This window comes from Singulisphaera sp. GP187 (genome assembly GCF_900129635.1).
In the GTDB taxonomy this organism is placed as follows: domain Bacteria; phylum Planctomycetota; class Planctomycetia; order Isosphaerales; family Isosphaeraceae; genus Singulisphaera.
The window spans coordinates 2,055,420-2,077,313 of record NZ_FSRB01000001.1; the positions used below are offsets into that span (position 1 = coordinate 2,055,420).

The window sequence follows — 21,894 nt, forward strand, 5'->3', positions numbered from 1 at the left end:
CAGACGCAGAGGAGTTGTCCTCTGATTAGGAATGTCCGACTTAAAGCGAATTATAACCAATCCCACGGGAAATCAGCAATCGCCCTGTTTAACAGAGATCGAATTCCTTCGATTCGATTGGAGGATTTCCCCTCGGAGAAGAGCGTTTTTTCCGCCAAGGACGGCTCGTTTGTTCAGCGCACCGTGCCACATTTTCAGGGTTGAAACAGGTCCTCGACCGTCTTGATCTTTCCTGCAAGGGCCGATCTGAGGAACGTGGCGACCGGTTGCAAAACCGTCGTTGCGCTATCGCCGGGCGCGCGGTCGGGATGGGTAATCTCACGAGTGCTCGTGCGGACCACCTGGGCTCCCTCGTGCCAGGGAAGGCCCGCCAGGCTCTCGACATAACGGGCGAATCGCCCCGCGCGGATCAAGAAGAATTCAACGTCCGACACGTAAAGCAGGGAGAGCCGAAGCGAGTGGGCCCGCAGCCAGTCACCCAGCCTGGACAAGCTGGGAGGGCGGCTAAAGTCACCGACCAAGGGGATGAGCCGATCGCCCTGCTGGAGTTCGCGAACGAATTGGTAACCCGCCTCGCTGGCGAGCAGGTGCGCCGGGGCTCCTCGCCGATCGCGAGTTCGGACGAGTTGGCCCAACGTGGGATACATCGGGAGGGCAAGAAAGCGTGCATTCATCCCCGGCCCGGCGAGCTTCGCCTGGATCGTCGCGAGCGCCTTCCACTCAGGTTCAGCAACCACTCCGAGCGGCTGGAGGATCGTTGCCACCTCGACGATGGACTCCTCAAGCCGTTCGCGGTCGAATTTCGCTTCGGAGAACGCCGTGACGAGCTCGTCGGCGCTGGGATCGGGACCCAAGGGGCCGGGACTTCGCGCAGTGAGTCGCGTGAGGTAGGCAACGCGGTTGGCGGCAAGTGTGAAGAGCGCTTTATGGACCAGATGAAGCAGGAGGTTGCGGCGGCGAAAGTCCATCACGAAGGCGAGGCGTGGCTTGGCCTGAGCGAGGATCGTGAAATTCTGATCCGGACCGACCCCAAGATAGACCTGACCCGGCGGACAAAGCCGGGCCACCTCGGCGGTCACCCGAGGATAGGAGTCCTCGTTGCTGACGAGGTTATCGGCGGCGGGCCCGGTCTCGCGCTCCGAGAGTTCGCGAATGATCGACGCAAAGGTTGCGTCACGGGCGGGGAAGAGCAAGTCGGCGAGGGTAGGGGGGGAGGACATCGTTCGGCCCCTTTTGTCAATCGGGCAATGGCGGTTGCATCCGGGACGGCTCGATATGGACGAGGACATCCCGGATCGGATCCACGTGGGTGATCACCTGGTCCTTGACGGCGTGGGCGATATCGTGACCTTCCCGAACGGTCAGATCGGGATCGACCTCGACGTGGATGTCGACCAGGTATTCGAGCCCCGCCTTGCGGATCCTGAGCTTCTCAACGCCCTGGACGCCCGCCACGGCTAGCGCTTCGTGTCTGACATCGTGGAGCACCAAGGGGTTGGCCTGTCGGTCCATGAGGTCCTGGACATTTTCCCAGAGGAGCTTGGATGCGACCCAGATAATCAAGGTTGCCACCAGCCCCGCGGCGATCCGATCGGCCATTTGCCAAGGCGGTCCGCCCCACTTCGTCAGGGCAACGCCGAACAGGACCAGGAGCGAGCCGAAGACGTCGAGGCGGTAGTCCCAGGCCGTCGCCAGAAGGGCACCTGAACCGGTGCGTTTTGCGGTCTTGATCGCATACCGCGAGAGCATTTCTTGGCAAATCGCGCCGAACCCGGCAACGACCAAGGTGAACGCGTGCGGGGCCGGATGAGCGAGCTTCCTCGTGGTCCAGGCCTCCCAGCCCAAGGCCAGCGCCAGCAAGATCAAGAGCAGGCCCACACCGGCTCCGACAAGGGCTTCCACCCGGGTGTGACCATAGGGATGTTCGCGATCCGCGGGCCGCTGCGCGAAGAACAAGGCGGCGACCAGCGATGCCGAGATCAAGGCGTCGACCAGGGAGTGAGCCCCATCGGTCGCAAGCGCAAACGAGTGGCCATACATCCCGCCCAGAAGCTTGATCAAGCCCAGGGCGGAGTTCACGGCCACGCCCCAGAGGGCGGCCCGGCGTGCCTTTTGATAGAGATTCGCGATGTCGCCCATGAAGATTCAGTGATTTCCGGTCGGGTTCGAACCCGGACTCGATCGGTGCAGTCCGAGGGAGGTGACGACGGAGGCGCCTTGATCGTTCCTCGAAGACGTCGATGGTGACTCGGGCCGGTCGTCAACGGCCCTGTCTCTGCACCGAGTCTGTCATTTCCTCGAGCTCGAAGCAACTCGACTCGGAGCGCTCGCCCCGAATTGGTCGCTGGATCATTCCGTGGGGCATGCGTTTCGAACCACTTAGAGTGAGCTTGACTTTGGTATCGTCCCCCAAGTTTGGTAAGCTCGATGGTGGGAACCGTTGAGGAGTACCCGCCTCGTGCCACGCCGATTAAGGTGCCTGGACGTCCCGAGGCGTCGAGCCTTTGAGCGTGGTTGATTCCGGTCGCCGTTCGCGAGCGGCCGAACATTTTTCCGATTGGGATCGTAACCCCGCCAGGGCTCGTCGAGGGTTTCTTGTCGGTACGTCCGCGCCGTCGACATTGGGAGGCTTGCTCTTGTTCGCTGGACCCATCATTGCTCGCGAGGTCATCACCGCTCCACGCCCCGCTCGGTTTTACGTCGCACGTGCCGCGTACGTCGGGCTGCTCTTCGTCCTGATGTGGACCGTCTGGCAATCCCTGATCGGTTGGCGTGAAATCCATGAATTCGGCATTCTCGCCCGGTTCAGCGGAATCTTATTCCAGTTTTTTGTGCTGATCCAGCTCACCCTGATGCTCTTCTTCGCGCCGCTCTCGGCCGCCACGGCGGTCGCGCACGAAAAGGACAGGCGCACATTCATCCTGCTCCTGATGACCGATCTGAGAGACACGGAGATCGTCCTCGGCAAGCTGGTGGCCAGCCTCCTTCAGATTGGCACACTCCTGGCGCTTGCGGCGCCTGTCTTCTTCCTCTGCATGCTTCTCGGCGGGATCGCGCCCGGGCAAATCTTCGAGATCCTCGGTGTGACCGCCGCGGCCGGACTGGCGGGCGGCGCTCTCGGTCTCCTCGTCGCCTTGGAACGCGATCGGACGTTTCAATCCTTGGCGCTCACCGTCCTGCTCGTCGTCCTTTCCCTGGGGGGCGTCGAGGCGATTGGCTATCTCTTCCCGAACCTGCATCTGTTCGGCGTTCCGCTGGCAACGGCACTGAACCCTTACCGCGCGGTCTTCTCGATCCTCTATAAGGATCAGGGGTCGTTGCAGGCCCTGGCCCGACCAAGTCTCGTCTTCATGTTCGTTGCGACTTCGATCGCCGCGGCCATTCTGCTGGCCGGCGTCTTTCTGTTACGCGTCTGGAATCCGGGCCAGAACGAGCCGCGAGAACAGCGCGAAGGGGAGGCGGGCGGCGAGCAAGTCGGATCGCTGGTCGCGATCGAGGAAATCGCCGAACCGGTCCTCGTCGGCGCCGCAGCATCATCAATGGCCGCCGGCATCGAGTCGGGTCAGACCGACGCGCGGGATCGCCAGGCTCGAGCGGGCGCCGAGGTCGGAGAAGCGACGACCGGCTTGCACGTCCCGAGGCGAAGCCACCGGCGAATCCTGAAACGGGCCGGCTCGTACCGTCAGCCCTGGAGCGAGTGGCCGATCCTCTGGCGCGAGTTGATGACTCGAGCCTACGGGACCAAGCCACTCATTATCAAAGGTGCCTATGCTTTGGCCTTTGCCTTTGGTGTGGCCTTCTACTACGGCAACCCTGATGTCGCCGAGGATAGCTGGCGGGCCGCCAAGACCTTGATCCCGTTAGCGATCCTGAGCCTCGTCTTGATCAACGCGCAGGGTGTGACCGCCCTGACCAGCGAACGGGATACGGGGGCCCTCGACCTCTTGCTCGTGACCGAACTGACTCCCAAGCAGTTCATCTACGGCAAGCTCTACGGCGTCCTTTATAACGCAAAGGAGATGGTCGTTCTCCCGATCCTCCTGACCATCTGGTTCGCGATCTCAGGCGCCATGACGTATGAATCCGCCTTTTACGTCGTCATCGACTTCGCGCTCCTCGTCCACTTCTCGGCGATGCTCGGCCTGCATGCGGCGATCACATACACCAATAGCAGGACCGCGGTTGCGAACAGTCTGGGAACGATCTTCTTCTTGATGGTCGGGATCCTCGTCTGTGCCAGCTTGATCCTGCTGAGCGACCGGGAGTTCGGGCGACAACTGCTGAGCTTCCTCATCTTCATTGGCGCGGGGAGCGTCGCGCTCTTCGGTTCCCTCGGCGCGAGAAACCCGTCTCGGGCCATCGCCCTGGTCGCGCTCTTGACGCCATTCTGGTCGTTTTACTGCGTGATCAGTCTCCTCAACGGCGACATCTTGGCCGCCTTTCTCTTCAGCGTCGGGATCTACGGTTTCGCCTGCCTGGCGATGCTCGTGCCCGCCGTCAGCGACTTCGATATCGCACTCGGGCGGACCAACGCCATCCAAGGGTAGCGAACTCAGCGACGACCTCGACTCGCAAGCGCGCATTGACACCGCGCGGCGAAGCGAACCCGGGATCCGCGGCGCAGGAGTTGCTTTCCACAAGAGCGCTCCGCCGTGGATCCCTGTTCGCTCCGTTGGTTCGCTGGAGATCGATCCCGATGCGTGCACACTCCTCGAGTCGTCGTCAGTTTCTGCAAACGGGTGCCGCGGGTGTCGCGGCGGCGGCTCTCTCAGGGGCCGCGGCCCCCGACGCCACCAACCCCGGAGGCATTCCGCTCCGCCCCCTGGGTCGGACCGGCGAGAAGGTCAGCCTCCTCTGCCTTGGGGGCCATGCCAGTACCAATCCCCAAAAGATGTCCGAGGCGGACAGCCTTCGACTGATCCAGCGGGCCGTCGATGAAGGGATCACCTTCATGGACAACTGCTGGGACTATCATAACGGCGTGGCCGAAGAAAGAATGGGCAAGGCCCTCGCCGCGGGGGGACGACGTGACAAAACGTTCCTCATGACCAAGTGTTGTGGCCGAAACGTCAAGGACGCGCAGGCGAATCTCGAGGAAAGCCTCCGTCGGCTCAAAACCGACCACCTGGATCTCTGGCAATTCCACGAGATCGTCTACGACAGCGACCCGAGCTGGGTCTTCGCCGACGACGGCGCCATTCACGCGGGCCTGCAAGCCGTGAAAACAGGGAAGGTTCGCTACCTCGGCTTCACGGGACACAAAGACCCGTCCATCCACCTCGACATGCTCAGCAAGCCCTACGAATGGGCCACGGTGCAGATGCCCCTGAATGTGATGGATGTCCATTACCGCAGCTTCCAGAAGAAAGTCCTGCCCGTCCTCCTCCAGCGCCAGATCGGCGTGCTCGCCATGAAAAGCCTCGGGGGCACCGGCTCGATCGTCACCAAGGCCGGAGTCTCGGTCGAGGATGCCCTTCGCTACGTCCTCTCATTGCCGATCTCGACCTTGGTTTCGGGGATCGATTCGGAACAGGTCCTCGACCAAAACCTCAAGATCGTCCGCGAATTCAAGCCGCTCTCCGCTGAGGAGAAGGCGCGAATCGAACAGTCGACCATCGAGGTCGCGGGTGACGGGCGATTCGAGTTGTTCAAGTCATCAAAAATGTTCGACGGCCCCGTGCACCGCAAGCAGCATGGATTCGACACCGCTATTTCTTGATGACCTGGTCAAGTGGCTCGTGAGGTTCGACGACTTCCGAGAATCCCCCCCGTTCTCGAAGATCGAGATCGGTGTTACTCGCGAAAACATGAGTGGAGCGAGGGCATGGGTCGAGTAAAGCCACTCGGCGGAGTCGATGGAGTTGAAGGATCCGGTGGCTCGCGGGTGACGGAATGGTCCCTGAACTAAGAAATTCATTGCATCTTGGAGTCATCGGATTCCGACCCAATTACGGGAAGAGGGATTGGGTGAATCCAAGGTGCAATTTCATTGGTCCGGGGTCTCGTTCATGGGGTGGTTTTACGCCAAGAAGCGCCGGCTTCCGCATCTTATCATCGCCGTCCTGGCGGTGTTGGGACTGGAGTTCGACGTCCTTTGCAACCCCTTCGCCCCAACGCTGATTCTTCACCGGATTTTGCGGCCTCTCGATGCTCCGGAGCCCGTTTCGGCTGATCCTGGAGATCGGGACCCAATCGACTCGACCGCGACCGTCACGCCAGTTCAGCGGTCACGGTGGAATGGCGCGCAGCCAGAGCGACCCGACGGTCCGTCGCACCTCGACGAAATCCCCGAGATCGACGATACGGTCACCGTTCGGGCACCGACGAACGTGTCGAGCCTTGCCTTCGTGGACACCTTCTTTTGGATGGCTCTACCTTGGCCGGGGCTTGTCAGCCACGTTCAAGAATTGCATTTCCCCATCATCAGTCGTGCTTCCCTCCTCACTCAACTCTGCCGGTTCCTTTGTTAAGGGATACCGGCGCCATCCCGTTCTTGAACCGAAATTCGGTCGGTGATTCGCACCTTTCCTGGTGGCGGTACGGCGCTGTGCTGCGATCGATCACTCCCGCAATTTCTCGGACGCAACGGTCCTGACTCCCTGATCTGACGCTCCACGACCCGTTCGCCGGCACGCCGCTTCCGCAGCTTGCAGGGGAGTTCGTTGGGCCTATTCACCAAGCTTCCGCACCGCCCTCCGATCGCCCCGGTCGATGGACGCGTGGCTCAGGCGAGTTCACGCAACTCAATCGAGGTCGATGGCTGTTGGATTCCGACGAGTCACACATCATTCGAGAACCGCCAGGACGGCAAATCCGCACCGTCGTGGGGTCGACGACCTGACAAGGTCCGAACCGATCGCGGTCTGCGCGGAGTTGCCCGATTTTTCCAGCCAGTGCGAGCTTCAGACACTTACATTCATCATTCCCGGAGATCATTCCGATGTCTCGATTCCTTAAAATTGCCAACGAATGGCTCCAGTTCTGGCAGCAGTCCGGCCCCGGAAGGAATCGGCTCCGAAGGTCGTCCCAGGCCGAGACAGCGGCGCGACGTCATCGGTCAAAAACCCATTTATCAATGGAGCCGATGGAGGAGCGTGTTGTCTTGAGCACGACCCACCTCGCCTCGTTGGCGGCCGCCGCAAGCGTTCCGAATTCGGACATTGGAGCGGAGGTTTATCGGCTCAGGAAGAGCCCGACTCAGCTCACCAGCGTTTCCGGGAGTGGGGTTCGGAACGGCTCAGTCACGCTCACAGCCACCTTGACCTCTTCCACCGGCGATCCACTGACGGATAGGCAGGTCCGCTTCCAGGTCAGGGGCCGTGTCGTCGGCAGAGCCACGACCAACGAGCAGGGGGTCGCCATCCTGCCCAACGCGAATCTGAGGGGCGTCAAGGCAGGTGATTATGCGGGCGGAGTTGTCGCCACCTTCATGGGTGATGCTTCTCAAAAGCGGAGCTCCAGCCGAGGTCGACTGACGGTCAGCCGGTTTGCGACCAGCGTGAGCAACGTGTCCGCCAGCGGCGAATATGGTGGCAACGGCAATTTCACGGCCACGCTGACCTCCAATGGCGCTCCATTGGCGGGTCAGGCCGTCAATTTCCAACTCAACGGCCAGAGCGTTGGCAATGCCACAACCAATGATCAAGGGGTCGCAACCCTCGCAAACGTCGGTCTGGCGGGCCTGAACACAGGGGTTTATGCCAACGCGGTCACGGCCAGCTACGCGGGTGGAGTCACCTTCCAGCGGAACGCCGCCAGTGGCCCCCTGACGGTCAGTCAGGCACAGGCGGTGGTGAATCTGGAGAATCGCACCCAAACCTACGACGGGTCGGCCAAGTCGATCACCGTCACGACCAATCCGTCGGGTCTGGCATATACCCTCTCGTACATGGATGCGGACGGCAATCCGGTGACGAGTCCCACGGCCGCGGGACGCTACACCGCAACCGCGACGATCACCAACCCCAACTACCACGGGGTCGCGACAGGCAACCTTGACATCGCCAAAGCTCAGATCGGGGTCAATGGCCTCACGGCGAGCCACAAGGGGTACGATGGCACAACGGTCGCGACGCTAAATCTCAACAACCTTACCCTGGCGGGTGTGGTTCCTGGCGACGATCTGGCACTCAAGTCGGACGGAGCAACCGGCACTTTCGACTCGAAGAACGCAGGGATGGGCAAGACGGTGACCGTCGCGGGCCTGAGCTTGAGCGGGGCCGATGCGGCCAACTACGACCTGGTTCATCCCACAACAACGGCGAACATTGCCGCGGTGACGCTGACCATCAGCGGCATCACGGCGAACGACAAGGTCTACGACGGCGACACCGACGCCACGCTCGACACCACCAACGCCCTCCTGGTTGGTTTCATGGCGGGCGATGACGTGGCACTCGACGTCGGCAGCGCCACGGGCAACTTCGACTCGAAGAACGTGGGCACGGGCAAGACGGTGGCCGTCGCGGGCCTGAACCTGAGCGGTAGCGACGCCGCCAACTACGTCCTGGTTCAACCCACGACGACGGCGGGCATTGCGGCGGCAACGCTGACCGTCAGCGGCATCACGGCAAACAATAAAGGGTTCGACGGCACGACCGACGCGACGCTCGACATCACCAATGCCGCGCTGGTGGGCGGGATTGCGGGGGACCAGGTTGAGCTGGACCTCACCGGCGTCACGGGGACGTTCGACTCACCGGACATCGGACCGAGCAAGGTCGTAACGATCTCCGGCTTGACGCTGAGCGGAGCGGATGCTGGGAATTACGTGCTCGTGGCGCCAACGACCACCGCGTCGATCGGCACCATCACGGTCGCGGGGATCACAGCGAGCGGCAAGGTCTACGACGGCACCACCGACGTCATCCTTGATACCGGCAGCGCCACCTTGTCGGGAATCGCGCCGGGAGATGACGTGACGCTGGACGTCAGCAACGTGACTGCCAGCTTCGATACGAAGGACGCGGGAACGGGCAAGACCGTGACGATCACGGGGCTCACCCTGGGCGGAGCAGACGCCGGAAAATACACACTTGTCCTGCCGACGATCACAGCGGATATCACGGCCGCCACGTTGACCGTCAGTGGCATCACGGCGGGTAGCAAATTCTACGATGGTACCACCGACGCCACGCTCGACACCACCAACGCCCTCCTGGTTGGTTTCGTGGCGGGCGATGACGTGACACTCGACGTCAGCAGCGTCACCGGCGACTTCGACTCGAAGAATGTCGGTACGGACAAGACGGTGACCGTCGCGGGCCTGACCCTGAGCGGCGCCGATTTGGCCAACTACGTCCTGGTTCAACCCACGACGACGGCGGATATCTCGGCCGCCACCTTGACCGTCAGCGGCATCACGGCGGGTGGTAGGGTCTACGACGGCACCACCGACGCTACGCTCGACACCACCAACGCCCTCCTCGTTGGTTTCGTGACCGGCGATGACGTGACACTCGACGTCAGCAATGCCGCGGGCAACTTCGACTCGAAGAATGTCGGTACGGACAAGACGGTGACCGTCGCGGGCCTGACCCTGAGCGGCGCCGATTTGGCCAACTACGTCCTGGTTCAACCCACGACGACGGCGGATATCTCGGCCGCCACCTTGACCGTCAGTGGCATCACGGCGAACGACAAGGCATACGATGACACCACCGACGCCACGCTCGACACCACCAACGCCCTCCTGGTTGGTTACGTGGCGGGGGACGACGTGACACTCGACGTCAGTCGTGCCGTCGGCGTTTTTGAATCCCCGGAAATCGGGAATGACAAGCTCGTGCTCATCACCGGGCTGACCATCACTGGAGTGGATTCAGGGAATTACACATTGACCGAGCCCACGGCGACGGCGAGCATCGTCTAAAAAGAGGATGTCAAGCAACGGGACGTGGCACTCCTGATCGGGTCAGCCATCTTCCAGGCCGCCCCTTCTTCGAATTCGAGGAAGGGGCGGTTTCCCCATGGTGGAATGGACGATGACTCGGCAATGCAATTAGGCGATGTGAGTCCGTCGTGAGCCTTCTTCGTCAAACATGCGCGCGACGGCGGGAGCCAAGTCGTCGGAAACCTGGGTGGAAACGAGGATGTGTCCCTGCTCGATCCCCGAGGAATAGTGCTGGGCTTCGGCTTCCGGAATTCCAGCCCCGATCAAGGCACCAAGGAGTCCACCGGACGCGGCGCCGATGCCCGCTCCGGCCAATGCCGCCGCGAGCGGACCGCCGATCAGGAACGTGCCGATTCCGGGCAGCACGAAGGTACTGCCGACCAGGGCGAGCCCGACCAGCGTGCCGACCGCCGCGCCAGAGACGACTCCGGCAGTCACCCCTTCACCGCCCAAGTCCTCCGCGCCCGTCGTCTCCACGAGTGCCGCCGCCTCTTGGCGATCGCGCATCGCGATACTGACCGAGTCCATTCCAATCCCGGTCGTCTTCAACCGTTGGATCGCGTTCTCGGCCTCAGCGCGCGACTCGAACAGACCAACGATGTTTTTCATCGGAAAATCCTCATGGGGGGAGCGGCTCGGCATAACCCGGTGCCGAAGCTCAGGACATCGCGCCGGAAGCCAGGAACCTGGGCTCCGGCAATGCCATTGTCCTCTCAAGAGGGCAAACCCCGCGCCAAACGAGGACGTATCTTCAAGAAGACACTCCGCCCACACTCGATGGAATCATGGGATTGAATTCCATCGAATTGCGGGCGCAGCATAGGGATGCAACAAAAGCGGATTTTACTCAGGCCAGCCCTGTGATCTCCCCGGAGTCATCGACGTCGATGCGTTCCGCGGCGGGGCGTTCCGGAAGACCGGGCATCCGCACGATCTCCCCGGTCAAGGCGACCAGGAAGCCGGCTCCGGCGGCGATTTCGACGTCGCGGACGGTGAGGGTGAAACCCTTGGGCCGGCCCCTCAGCTTGGGATTATCCGAAAGCGAATCCTGGGTCTTCGCCATGCAGAGGGGAAGTGAGCCGTAACCGAGCTTACGCGCCTTGCGGAATTTGGCCTCGGCTCCGGGAAGGATGTTGACCCCGTCCGCGCCGTACATGACCTTCGCGATCCGCTCGATCTTCCGTTCGGCGGACCACTCGAGTGGATAGAGCGGCCGATAGGGCGTCGCAGGCGCCTCGGTGGCCTCGACCACAAACTCGGCCAGTTCAGTGGCACCGTTCCCCCCCGCGCCGAAGACATTGGCCGTGGAGCTGGCGATCTTCCGGCCGCGACAGAACGCGTGAACCACTTCGAGCTCCTCGCGCGAGTCGGAGGCAAACTGATTGATCGCGACGATGGTCGGCTTGCCAAAGTGAGCCGCGCTATCGAGGTGGGCGGCCAGGTTCTCCAACCCTCGCGTGACGGCCGAGGGATCGGGATCTGTCAATGCGTTTAAGGCGAGTCCGCCGTGCATCTTGAGCGCACGGATCGTGGCGACGATGACAATGGCCGAGGGATTCAGGCCGGCCACGCGACACTTCAGGTCGAAGAACTTTTCGCCGCCGAGGTCGAACGCGAAGCCGGCTTCGGTCACCGCATAGTCGGCGAAGGCGAGGGCCATCTTTGTGGCGAGGATCGAGTTGCAGCCGTGGGCGATGTTAGCGAACGGACCGCCGTGCACGAACGCGGGAGTCCCCTCACGCGACTGGACCAGGTTGGGAAGAATCGCCTCGTTGAGGATCGCCGCCAGGGAGCCGGTGACCCCCATCTCGCCCGCCAGGACGGGCCGGCCCTCTCCGGTATAGCCGATCAGGATTCGGTCGAGCCGGGCACGAAGGTCGGCCGGTGAATCCGCCAGGCAGAGGATCGCCATGATCTCGCTGGCGGCCGTGATGTCGAACCCCGACTCACGAGGAACCCCGTTACCAGGTCCCCCCATCCCCAGGATGATGCGCCGCAAGCTTCGGTCGTTGACATCGAGCGCACGCTTCCAGAGCACGCTCCTGGGGTCGAGCATCGAGTCCTCGAAGTGGAGTCGATTGTCGATCGCCGCGGCCAGGAGATTATGAGCGGCCGTGATCGCGTGAAAATCGCCGGTGAACTGAAGGTTGATCTTGTTCGACGGCTCAAGACGGCTGGCGCCGCCCCCCGTCGCACCCCCTTTTCGGCCGAAGACCGGGCCCATCGAGGGCTGTCGCAACGCGAGGGCCGAGCGCCGTCCGATCTTCCTCAACCCTTGCGCCAGGCCAATGGAGACGGTCGTCTTGCCCTCGCCCGCCGGAGTCGGGGTGATGGCGGAGACGAGGATCAACTTGCCCGGAGGACGCTCCGCGCTGGCAAGCGCTTCCAGTTGGATCTTGGCCTTGTCGCTGCCGTAAGGTTCAAGGTGCTCGCTGGCGATCCCAAGATCGCGGGCCACATCGGCAATGGGTCGAAGTTCGGCTTGCGTGTTCGCCATCAATCTCGACTCGTCTCTTGAGAGTGCGGGTAAGGCCCGCGGCTTCTGGTTCCGGATCCATCCACGGATCGCAGACAGCTTACTTGAGCATGATGACTCGAGGCTTGCGTCCCCGGCGACGAACAGCCGCCCCCGGGGCCACAAGGCACTGAGACCATCTGAAGCAATCCACAAACAGTTAATGATTTTTCAGGTGCTCGGCGAGCCAGCCATAGACCTCGCGCCACCAGACGATGCGGTTGGCCGGTTTGACGATCCAGTGTCCTTCGTCCGGGAAGAAGAGATAGCGACTGGCGACACCTCGACGCTGCAACGCGGTGAACATACCGAGTCCTTGGGCATCGGGGACTCGGTAGTCGAGTGCGCCGTGGATCACGAGGGTCGGCGTTTTGAAGTTCTTCACGAACGTGCTCGGAGAACGATCGCGGTAGTGTTCGGGCTTGTCCCAAGGCGTTCCGCCGAACTCCCACTCGGGAAACCAGAGTTCCTCGGTCGTGCCATACTTGCTGGTCAGGTCGAAGACCCCCGCATGACTGATCAGGGCCTTGAACCGATCGGAGTGCCCGGCGATCCAGTTGACCATGAAGCCGCCATAGGACCCGCCCGCCGCCGCGATCCATGACGCGTCGAGAAATGAATACTTCTTAAGAATATGATCGAGCCCCAACATCAGGTCGTCGTAGACCCGGCCGGTCCAATCCTGACTGATCTGATCGGTGAATTTCTGACCATAGCCGGTCGATCCCCGTGGGTTGACCGCCACGACCGCGTAGCCGGGCGCTGCGAACATCGCGTAGTTCCAGCGGGCATGCCATTCGTCGTGCCACGAGCCTTGCGGGCCGCCGTGGATCAGGAACAGAACCGGGTATTTCTTGTTCGGATCGAAGCCAGGGGGACGGATCAGCCAGCCACTGACCTGATCGCCGTCGGCACCCGAAAAGTGGAACGGCTCGGCAGTCGCCAGGTCAAGCGAGGAGAGCAGGGGGGCGTTATGGTTCGTGAGCTGGGTCAGGCCATTGGCGTCCGCCTTTGCCTTCGCATTCGCCTTGTAGATCTCGTTGGGGTGGGCGGCATCGCCGCGGAGAAAGACGAGTTCTTCCTGGGGCTGAGCGAACTGGACGGAGGTGTTGATTCCTCCTTTGACTCGCACATGACTCTGATGCTCATTTTTGGCAGGTGTGGTGAAGGCAAACTCGAGGATCGACTCCGTACCTCGGTCATCGACCACCGCGAAGATTCGGCCTTCGAACTTCCGCTCGTTGGAACGACCCGACGCCCATCGATAGGAGAGCACCGGTTGATCGAGTGCCTTGCTCTGATAGTCAACCGACCCATCGTCGCGGTTGCGGACGGTGAGAACCCAGAGGTCGGACTCGAAACCAGCACGAGCCTGGCTGAGATAGGCGATCCGCGTTCCGTCCGGGGAGTACGAAGGCTGAGCGTCTCCGCCTGGATTCGCAGCCGTCAGGTTTTTCGGCTCGCCCCCGCGGGTGGGAACCACCCAGATATCGGTATTCGTCGACCAGGCATGATCCTTGAGTGGCTCGGCGGTAAACGCAATCTCGGTCCCATCGGGTGAGAACGTATACTCCTCCGAACCGCCGAACGGGCCAGGGGGGGTGTTGACCTCGAGCTTCGGAGTCAGGTCAACAGCCTCACCCGTCTTCACGTCGGCAACAAAGACATGGTTCCGTTTCCCGGTGTCCCACGCACTCCAGTGGCGGATCATCAGGCGGTCGAACACGAGAGCCTTGCTCTTGTTCGCCTCTTTCTCCTTGTCCGCTGCGGCCGTCTCATCCGGAGTCTTGCCGGGATAGACCTCGGCGGCGAAGGCAATGAGATCGCCCCGCGGCGACCAGATCGGGCCCGCGACATCGATCGGCAGCTTGGTGAGCGGCCGCGCCTCACCACCGTCGAGGGGCAAGAGCCAGACCTGGGACGAGCCTCCTCGGGTCGATGTGAACGCGATCGTCTTGCCGTCGGGACTCCAGCGCGGGTGGTTGTCGGCTCCGGGCGCGGTGGTCAGCCGCTTCGGTTCGCCGCCCTTGGTGGAGACGAGCCAGAGGTCGCTATTCGTCTTCTCGGTCGCTCGATCGAGCTCGGAGACCACGTAGACGACCCATTGGCCGTCCGGCGAAACCTGAGGTTCGGAGACCGACTTCACGGCCAGAAGGTCGTCGATCGTCATGGGCCGGCTTGCTGCCATCAGCGGTGTTGTTAGCATCAGGATCGCCAGGGTGCCCAGGAGAGGTCGCATCACGAACTGTCCTCCGATTCTCGGTTCAGATCCGACCATGGCCCATCCGCTTGAGGACGGGAGTCAATGCCAGCAAGATGATGCCGGGAATGATCGACGTGTAGATCAGGAACGTCCAGAGATTCACATCCGTTTGCTCGATCCACTGGTGAAGCATGCCCGCGAGATAGTTGGCAACCGCCGTGCAGAGGAACCAGACCGCCATCATCAACGAGGCGATCCGCGCCGGCGCAAGCTTATTGACCAGTGAAAGACCAATCGGGGACAGGCAGAGTTCGCCCAGCGTATTCAGAGCATAAACGAACGCCAGCCACTGAGGACCGACGAGGCTCCCGCCCACCGCTCTCTGATCGGCCTTGGACATCACCACGAATCCGAGCCCGAGGAAAATCAGGCCGAAGCCCATCTTGGCCGTCGCGCCCAGTGCCAACTTGGTCCGGTCCAGGGTGGTCCAGAGGATCGAGAAGAGTGGCGCCAGGATAAAAATCAACAAAGGGTTGATCGACTGATACCAGGATGCGGGAAACGGATTCCCCAGGATCACCCGCGCGGTCTTCTTATCGGCGAAGAGCGTGAATGTCCCGCCGGCCTGCTCGAATCCCATCCAGAAGAGGATCGAGAACAGAGCGACGATCACAATCACGAGCACGCGTTGGATGTCGACGCTGGTGAACGGCTCGGTGGGTCGGATCACTTCGGCGACTCGTCCCGAACCTTGAGCAGGGAGGTCCGCACGTTCCGCATCGTTCTCTGGCGCCGGCGGTCCGGATCGGCGCTGGCGGGTGATGAGTCCCGTCAATCCGATCATGGCAAACGCCAGCATGATCCAGTAGCCGAGCACGAGCCACCAGCCACGGGAGGGGATCGAATGCTCGATCGCCTTGGCGGGAAGGATGGCAAGGTAGACGAGACCTGCCCCCACGAGAGTCAACACCGCGACGTGGACCCAATCGATCGCGACCAGTCGATCCTCCCCACTCACCGACCGATTCGGCGGGTATCCGGTCGTTCCGAGCGCCCGCTGTTTCACCGTGAACGTGATCAGGCCAAGGATCATCCCGACGCCGGCGGCCGCGAACCCGTAGTGCCAGCCGAATGTCTTGCTTTCACCCAGCGAGCCGCAAACCAAGGGAGCGAAGAATGCCCCGAGGTTGATTCCCATGTAGAAGATCGTGTAGGCACCATCGCGCCTCGGATCGTTCTGCGGATAGAGTTGACCGACCATCGTGGAGATATTCGGTTTGAAAAACCCATTCCCCAGAATGATCAAACCCAGTGCCAGGGTGAGCAACGACTCGATGGCCATGGCGAAGTGGCCCAGTGCCATCAACGAACCACCGATCAAGATCGCCTTGCGCTGGCCGAGAAACCGGTCCGCCAGGTAGCCTCCCAGCAAGGGAGTCAAGTAGACGAGGCCCGTGTAGGTCCCGTACACCGTCAAGGCATCATTCTCTTCGAAGTGCAGGTGCTTCGTGAGGTAAAGCACGAGCAGGGCCCGCATCCCGTAATAGCTGAACCGCTCCCACATCTCCGCGCCGAACAAAACGTAGAGTCCGGTCGGATGCCCCCGCTTGGCGGCGCCTACCGTCGCTCCAAAGTCGGCCGTAGTCGTCATTCAAAACACCTGATCTTGGAAATAAGGTGGGCGAATCGGAAACCACGCGACGGGCTTGCCAAGGACGGCGACCGTACCAAACTGGGCCGTCGAACAAGAGTAACGAATGGTCGGGCGGTTCCCAAGCCCCTGGCGGTCGGTAGTGGCGGAGCGCTCTTCCCCGAGATCATCGACCTTGGTTTGCGCCCTTGGTCGGTATGCGACTCGCGTCGAGCCATCGCAGGAGGTCGGGCATGCAAGCGACCGGGCCTGGGTCGGCGAAAAGCAAAGGGGCCCGAATGAGCTCCGCATGATTCGCATGAAGGACGACGTGGTCGGTGACCCCCGGGAGACGGCTGCTCGCAACGGAAACACAGCCATCGCCAAACCCGTCGCTCACCTCGTCGAGTCGGGTGGAGAGATCGGCCGTGGCGAATCGGGTCAGGCCCCCCAAGAGCCCCCCCTCTTTCCGCATTGCGTTGATCCGCGCCTCAACCGTCCGTCGGGCTTCGGACGACACGATCCCAGCGTCACCCGCGACAATATGATAGGAAACGCCTTCGCGGCGGGGCCGTCGGTTGAGAGCCGTCAGAAACGCGCTGCCGGGCGTCAAATCCTGAGCGGCTTCGCCAAGGCCGTCCCCCAGGTGGGCCAGCGCCTCGGTCGTCTTCTTGTTCTGAATCGCCTGAACGCCGTTCAAGAGCTGCAAGAACGTCTGCGCCTTGGCCAGGCTCGAACCCTGGTTCACCGGGGCGACCATGATCAAGGTTGAGAAGTCACTCACCGGCGACTCTGGGTCTTCCACAAACGACCGGGCCACCAACGCCCCCATGGAATGGGCGACGATCGCCCAGGGACGCTTCTCACCCACCGACCGCCGAAACGACTGCCAGTCCTGGGCAAATTGGGCGGAAGACTCGGCCAGGCTCCGGTTGAACGGATAGTCATAGACGACCAGCCCATAACCCGCCTCCTCGAGCGGCGTGATCATGTGGACGAATCCTCCCGAGGAGGAATTCAGGCCGTGAACGAGACAGACGGTCGGCCGACCCGGGTCATTGGGCCGGTACGACTTCAAGGCACGCATCCCGTACTTGGCGCGGCGCTTTGCCTCGCGGTCAACATGCTCTGCGAGACGTTGAACCGACTCGGTCCACCCGTGGAGTCGATCCGGGTCGAGCACGCGCCGCTCGACCTCGACGATCAGGACGCCTTGATCGACCTCGAGCCGCATGTCGTCACCAAGGATCGTCGCGAGTGTCGTCCGCGACAAGCCGCCGCCGACGCCGGCCACCGGCAGGAAAAGCTTGCCCACGGGCGGCTTAACTCGGACGCCTGTCAGAGCCGAGAGCTTGGCGACCAACACGCCGACGTCGAGCTCGCGCGAGTTCGCGAGCGGAATCCGGATCTCGATCGGCTCTTGATCCGCGGCCGCGGCAAAGCCCGTCGCGACGCTCACCATCAGTGCGAGAAAAGTGACCACGGCCATCCTCGAATCGATCGCGGGTGCTGCTCCTTGACTCATCTCAAGACTATCGCGAGGACCGGATCCCGTGAAGAGGCGGCGACAACCCCGGGTGACTCTGACCGTCGATTCACCGTGGCGATGGACCAAGTCAGATGATCATCTGCTGAAGGAAGGCGGGATCACTGGGCAACGTTGCCGTAGGATCGGCAGGGGTCTCAGGGGTGATGGGGCGGGCGTCGTCGCGCATGCCCTCTTAGTGACGGCCCGAAGAGCAAGTAGGCCAGAGGGGAGAGTTCGGGAGAACGTCTCCCCCTCGATTTTGCGCTCCCTGGGGCCGGTCCGCGGCGAGGGTGTTCCGATTCGCGCGAATCATTCGGAATCGCTTAGCCGACCAACGGGCAATTGAGCTCTGTCCGATAGGCGTTCGAATCGGTACCTGACTCCGGGCCGACGACGTATCGCTCCCACAGGTCCGCCCGCGGCGTGAGCCCATTGGCCGAGACCCAGGCGCAGAACTCGCCCCAGGCGGCCCCTAGCCCCTCGTAGGGCCCGCTGTAGACCGTCCGGGCCACCCGAGCGGCGGGAAGCAGGCCCGGCTTCACCCGCCCCGCTGCGGCCACTGGCGTGGCGACCGGCACGCAGACGTCGAAGTCGAAAGTCTCATTGGGCCTCCGCCGGTGGTGGGTGAACCACGGCCCGTCCGGGGCGATCCCCTGGGCGGAGAGAGCGGCGTACACCTCGCGGATGCTCGGACCCATCACCAACTGAATTTCGGCCCGGGGGACGACCAAGGGGATGAAGGCGGTCAACTGATCGGCGGTTACCGTGATCTGCGGCGTGTCGAGCACGAGGAACTCCTTCTGGGGACGTGAGTTTCAAGCCGGAGGGGAGCGAGTCGGTCCCGCTCCCCCTTCACATCAGACCGCGGCAGCTTCGAGGATCTCGTCCAGTCGCTCGTAGCCAGCGGCCATCCCTTGCTCCATTCCCGATGCGACGGCCCCGTCGCGGGCTTCCTTCGAATCGTAGAGAAGAGTGATCGTCAGCGCCGTCCTCTCGCCCAGTGCGGTGAGGACGAGCGTCGCCAGTTGCCCTCCTCCGCCGGGGACGCACCCCATGTCGAACACCTCGGTGCGGACGCATCGTTCGGGCGGGGAGACCTCCCGGTAGACGCCGTGCATCGACATCGAGGCCCCCTCCGGGCCGCTCCAGGCCCAGCGGAACTTTCCGCCGACGCGGGCGTCCTCCTCGCAGATCGTCATCTCCCAGCCGGGCGGCCCGAGCAGCCACCGCTTCAGCAATTCGGGCTTGGACATCGTGTCCCAGACGAGCTCGCGTGGGGCGTTGAACTCGCGGGTGATGACGATCTCGCGGTCGGTCGGCGTCGTGACCTTCATCGCATTTCGCATCGGCAGGGTTCCTCTAGGGTTTCTTGGGTTTTAGCTCATCCAGGAGGTTGTCGAGGCGGTCGAAGTTGGTGTCCCAGATCTTCCGGTAGTCCTCCAACCATCCGTTGGCCTCGGCGAGCGGTTCGGCCGCGATCCGGCACGGCCGCTTCTGGGCGTCTCGGCCTCGGGTGATCAGGCCTGCTTTCTCCAAAACCTTGAGGTGTTTGGAGATCGCAGGCTGGCTCAGCTTGAATGGGGCGACCAACTCATTCACCGTGGCCTCGCCCTTGGCCAGCCGGGCGAGGATCGCCCGACGGGTCGGGTCGGCCAGGGCCGCAAACGTGGAGTCGAGCGTTGCAGTTACCATCGGTCCATAGCCTCGCGGTTGTATAGCCGAAAGGCAATTTACCGCCGGATCGATGGTCCGTCAATCGGTGTTGGAAGATTTGCGAGCGGTAACCGGGGCCTGACAGGCTGGCCCCGCCCGGGGGTCAAGCGAGGTCCAGGAGATCGATTTGCTGGCTTACCCTAAGTGTGCGGTGAAGGCCGTTCTTGGCACCCGGGCGACCTGGGCGCAGCACCGACCGGTCGTCAGCCAGCGGCCAAGCTGCGTCGCACCGAGGGCCGGCCGATCCCGAGTCGCTCGTCGATCAGGGAGGAGGAGCGAGCCCGAACCGAGATACTGCGTCTGATAATCGTTCTTATGTTCGACTCAGGGCATCGGCCTCCCTACCTGGTCATTACAGACCCCGTGAATGTCAAAATCCGAACCGTTCCCATGTCCACCCCGCTCGTGGCCTCCATCGGGACACGAGCGCCCCCAATCCGAAGGGCCGACGGTCAGATCCATTGCGACCGCCGACGACCCGGAACCTGACAAAGAATGGAGACGGACCACGGGTCTTGGACCCGCCCAACGAACGCGCCTTGAACGGCGGGCGGCGCGTGTCCTCATGAGCCTGGGCGTGAAACCCGCCGGACTCGACTCATGTCGGCGGGACACGAGCCAGTCGACACGAGACCGATTGCCACGGTCGCCAACCCGAACCAAAATCGTGTACATGCACGCGTGCTCCATGTCGCATGGTCCAATTGGCCGGGGATCGAGTTCGCGGTGCGCAACGAACAAACCCCACTCGCGGCCGGCTGCCACGAGCGGGGTTTGTTCGGTCGACAGACGGGTCGCGATCGAAACCGACTTAGGCCGCGGACTTCTTGGCCTTCCAGGAGATCCAGTTCAGGCTGAACGAGTCATCGGCGGTCGGAGGAGCCACCGGCGCGTGATCCGGCTGGGTGTCGGCCTGAACCACCTCGGTCTTCGAGGCATCAGAGGCGACTGTGGCGACGGGCGCGACTTCGGGCTTGGTCGGCGGAGCACTCAACACGACGACCGGAGCCGACTCGGTTTTCGGAGCGTCGACGGGCGCGGCCTGTACCGGCACGGCCGCGGTGCTCTGAAGCATGGTGATGTGGGCTTGGGCCGGAGGCGGGGTCGCGGGAACCGCGACGGGAGTCGGCTTCGTGACGGGGGGAGTGAGCTGCCAGGGATTGCTGAGGTCGTAATCGACTTTGACATTCTCATTGTCGATCTTCACGTCCTGCGAGCGGACCACCTGATCGCCGACGCGTGCGGTTACCGTATAGCTGCCCGGGTCGAGCGGGATTTGGTAGCCGCCAGAATCCCAGGTCTGAACGCTGGCCGCTTGGCCCGTGGCATCGTTGACGGCTTCGACCGTGACGTCACCGCGTCCCTGGCCCGGCTGGTAAAAATCCTTGTGGTTCGGGTCGTTGTAGGCAACGCCAAGGAGCTGCGCTTTGGCATTGGCCTGGGCACCGAAGTTCTGCGTGATGACGATCGGTCCGACGCTTGACGGCGTCGGGGTCTTGACGATGCCGATTCCCACGTCGCGGTAGGCGTTGTCCGTCGGCGTTTCAGGCTGAAGAATGTTGCTACGATGCCCGGCGGAGTCCACACCCCAGTCGATCATGAACGCTTCCATCGCCTCGTCAACCGAGGTGGAGTAGGCGAAGGCATTCTCGCCGGCCGTGGTCCGATTGTCATAGCCGACGCGATCGAGCCGGTCGGTGATGGTCGACCCATCGGAACCGGCGTGCGACTGCACTCCCGTGTTGGCCTGATCCTGGCTGTGGTCTTGAGCGGCGGTGGCGAGTTCCGCGTTCCAGGCGAGCGGAGGCTTGACCGGGGCGGACGAAATGGCCGCTTTGACCTGGTTCAGGTCCACCTGATAATGCTTGATCGTCGCCTGAACGTTGGCATCCAGGTTCGAGGTGACCTTGTCGGCGATGGCGGCGGGATTGGTACGGGCGAGGTTCAAGAGCTCGAGCATGTACTGCTGCTGCGACGTCGGCCCACCAGCGGTCAAAAGCTCTCGCGATTCCAGATTCTCAAGCCGCAGGGTTCGACGAAACGTGGGCCGAGTCATAGCGGACCTCCATGCCTTATCGGAAAATGCCCCCCTATCCATCGCGGGGCATTCGGTCTTGATGACGACCTTCTCTCACCGAGGAGAAGGCTGCATTTGGGGCCGTTCCGACTTGAGGAGAAAATTCTTGGTGGGTATCGGTCGCTGTCGGCTTGGCGAAGAGTCTATAGGCAATCAACGTGCCAACACGACTTCCCATTTCGCCCCGGCGGTCCCCACCAACTGGAAGTCGCCTTCACACATCGGCTTAGAGTTCGCGATCGCCCATAATTCCGAAAAAACCCTCTTGACGTTCTCTATAGGGGCCGGCGGAGTTCTTTCCCAAGACCGACCTGCCGAACTTACAATCTGCCGCTT

The 21,894-nt window shown here is 62.5% G+C and carries 14 protein-coding genes; 3 read left to right on the forward strand and 11 right to left on the reverse strand.

Annotated features, from left to right (window positions below; all coding sequences use genetic code 11):
* Nucleotides 1-194 precede the first annotated feature (194 nt).
* Together BUS42_RS08045 and BUS42_RS08050 are read right to left on the reverse strand one after the other, a co-directional pair.
* Complete coding sequence (locus tag BUS42_RS08045) at nt 195-1,220, reverse strand: LIC_10091 family protein (RefSeq protein ID WP_074306465.1); 1,026 nt, start codon at nt 1,218-1,220, stop codon at nt 195-197.
* A gap of 16 nt (nt 1,221-1,236) precedes the next feature.
* A complete protein-coding gene (locus BUS42_RS08050) occupies nt 1,237-2,139 on the reverse strand; it encodes a cation diffusion facilitator family transporter (protein WP_074306466.1) in 903 nt (300 codons plus the stop codon).
* Between the two features lie 497 nt (nt 2,140-2,636).
* On the opposite strand from BUS42_RS08050, the gene BUS42_RS08055 reads away from it, so the two are divergent.
* The 3 genes from BUS42_RS08055 (at nt 2,637) to BUS42_RS08070 (ending at nt 9,871) form a co-directional block, all read left to right on the forward strand.
* On the forward strand, nt 2,637-4,547 hold the full coding sequence (locus BUS42_RS08055; RefSeq protein WP_074306467.1) for an ABC transporter permease family protein: 1,911 nt from the start codon (nt 2,637-2,639) through the stop codon (nt 4,545-4,547).
* 149 nt (nt 4,548-4,696) lie between these two features.
* A complete protein-coding gene (locus BUS42_RS08060) occupies nt 4,697-5,719 on the forward strand; it encodes an aldo/keto reductase (protein WP_074306468.1) in 1,023 nt (340 codons plus the stop codon).
* Nucleotides 5,720-7,102: 1,383 nt separating this feature from the next.
* Nucleotides 7,103-9,871, forward strand: coding sequence for a beta strand repeat-containing protein (locus BUS42_RS08070; RefSeq protein WP_254053380.1), 2,769 nt, complete (start codon nt 7,103-7,105; stop codon nt 9,869-9,871).
* A gap of 129 nt (nt 9,872-10,000) precedes the next feature.
* Here BUS42_RS08070 and BUS42_RS08075 read toward each other — a convergent pair whose 3' ends face one another.
* From BUS42_RS08075 to BUS42_RS08115, 9 genes are all read right to left on the reverse strand, one after another.
* Nucleotides 10,001-10,501 carry a general stress protein gene (locus tag BUS42_RS08075; protein ID WP_074306470.1) on the reverse strand — a complete coding sequence of 167 codons (501 nt, stop codon included), beginning with the start codon at nt 10,499-10,501 and terminating at the stop codon, nt 10,001-10,003.
* A 238-nt stretch (nt 10,502-10,739) separates the two neighbouring features.
* Nucleotides 10,740-12,389, reverse strand: coding sequence for a formate--tetrahydrofolate ligase (locus BUS42_RS08080; RefSeq protein ID WP_074306471.1), 1,650 nt, complete (start codon nt 12,387-12,389; stop codon nt 10,740-10,742).
* 178 nt (nt 12,390-12,567) lie between these two features.
* Nucleotides 12,568-14,646: a dipeptidyl-peptidase 5 gene (locus BUS42_RS08085; RefSeq protein WP_074306472.1), complete on the reverse strand. Its 2,079-nt coding sequence runs from the start codon at nt 14,644-14,646 to the stop codon at nt 12,568-12,570.
* A gap of 25 nt (nt 14,647-14,671) precedes the next feature.
* On the reverse strand, nt 14,672-16,261 hold the full coding sequence (locus tag BUS42_RS08090) for a peptide MFS transporter (RefSeq protein WP_074306473.1): 1,590 nt from the start codon (nt 16,259-16,261) through the stop codon (nt 14,672-14,674).
* A gap of 166 nt (nt 16,262-16,427) precedes the next feature.
* Nucleotides 16,428-17,729 (reverse strand): esterase/lipase family protein, encoded by a 1,302-nt coding sequence (locus BUS42_RS08095; RefSeq protein ID WP_074306474.1) that lies wholly within the window; start codon nt 17,727-17,729, stop codon nt 16,428-16,430.
* Nucleotides 17,730-18,091: 362 nt separating this feature from the next.
* Nucleotides 18,092-18,556: a GyrI-like domain-containing protein gene (locus BUS42_RS08100; protein WP_074306475.1), complete on the reverse strand. Its 465-nt coding sequence runs from the start codon at nt 18,554-18,556 to the stop codon at nt 18,092-18,094.
* Between the two features lie 69 nt (nt 18,557-18,625).
* Nucleotides 18,626-19,114 (reverse strand): SRPBCC family protein, encoded by a 489-nt coding sequence (locus BUS42_RS08105; protein ID WP_074306476.1) that lies wholly within the window; start codon nt 19,112-19,114, stop codon nt 18,626-18,628.
* A gap of 13 nt (nt 19,115-19,127) precedes the next feature.
* Nucleotides 19,128-19,460: an ArsR/SmtB family transcription factor gene (locus BUS42_RS08110; RefSeq protein WP_074306477.1), complete on the reverse strand. Its 333-nt coding sequence runs from the start codon at nt 19,458-19,460 to the stop codon at nt 19,128-19,130.
* Nucleotides 19,461-20,292: 832 nt separating this feature from the next.
* Nucleotides 20,293-21,537: a CAP domain-containing protein gene (locus tag BUS42_RS08115; protein ID WP_074306478.1), complete on the reverse strand. Its 1,245-nt coding sequence runs from the start codon at nt 21,535-21,537 to the stop codon at nt 20,293-20,295.
* Nucleotides 21,538-21,894: the final 357 nt, after the last annotated feature.

Bases quoted from the DNA above. Each gene is read 5' to 3' on its own strand.
- BUS42_RS08045 (WP_074306465.1), bottom strand. From the start codon at position 1,220: ATGTCCTCCCCCCCTACCCTCGCCGACTTGCTCTTCCCCGCCCGTGAC.
- BUS42_RS08050 (WP_074306466.1), bottom strand. From the start codon at position 2,139: ATGGGCGACATCGCGAATCTCTATCAAAAGGCACGCCGGGCCGCCCTC.
- BUS42_RS08060 (WP_074306468.1), top strand. From the start codon at position 4,697: ATGCGTGCACACTCCTCGAGTCGTCGTCAGTTTCTGCAAACGGGTGCC.
- BUS42_RS08075 (WP_074306470.1), bottom strand. From the start codon at position 10,501: ATGAAAAACATCGTTGGTCTGTTCGAGTCGCGCGCTGAGGCCGAGAAC.
- BUS42_RS08080 (WP_074306471.1), bottom strand. From the start codon at position 12,389: ATGGCGAACACGCAAGCCGAACTTCGACCCATTGCCGATGTGGCCCGC.
- BUS42_RS08085 (WP_074306472.1), bottom strand. From the start codon at position 14,646: ATGCGACCTCTCCTGGGCACCCTGGCGATCCTGATGCTAACAACACCG.
- BUS42_RS08090 (WP_074306473.1), bottom strand. From the start codon at position 16,261: ATGACGACTACGGCCGACTTTGGAGCGACGGTAGGCGCCGCCAAGCGG.
- BUS42_RS08095 (WP_074306474.1), bottom strand. From the start codon at position 17,729: ATGGCCGTGGTCACTTTTCTCGCACTGATGGTGAGCGTCGCGACGGGC.
- BUS42_RS08105 (WP_074306476.1), bottom strand. From the start codon at position 19,114: ATGCGAAATGCGATGAAGGTCACGACGCCGACCGACCGCGAGATCGTC.
- BUS42_RS08110 (WP_074306477.1), bottom strand. From the start codon at position 19,460: ATGGTAACTGCAACGCTCGACTCCACGTTTGCGGCCCTGGCCGACCCG.
- BUS42_RS08115 (WP_074306478.1), bottom strand. From the start codon at position 21,537: ATGACTCGGCCCACGTTTCGTCGAACCCTGCGGCTTGAGAATCTGGAA.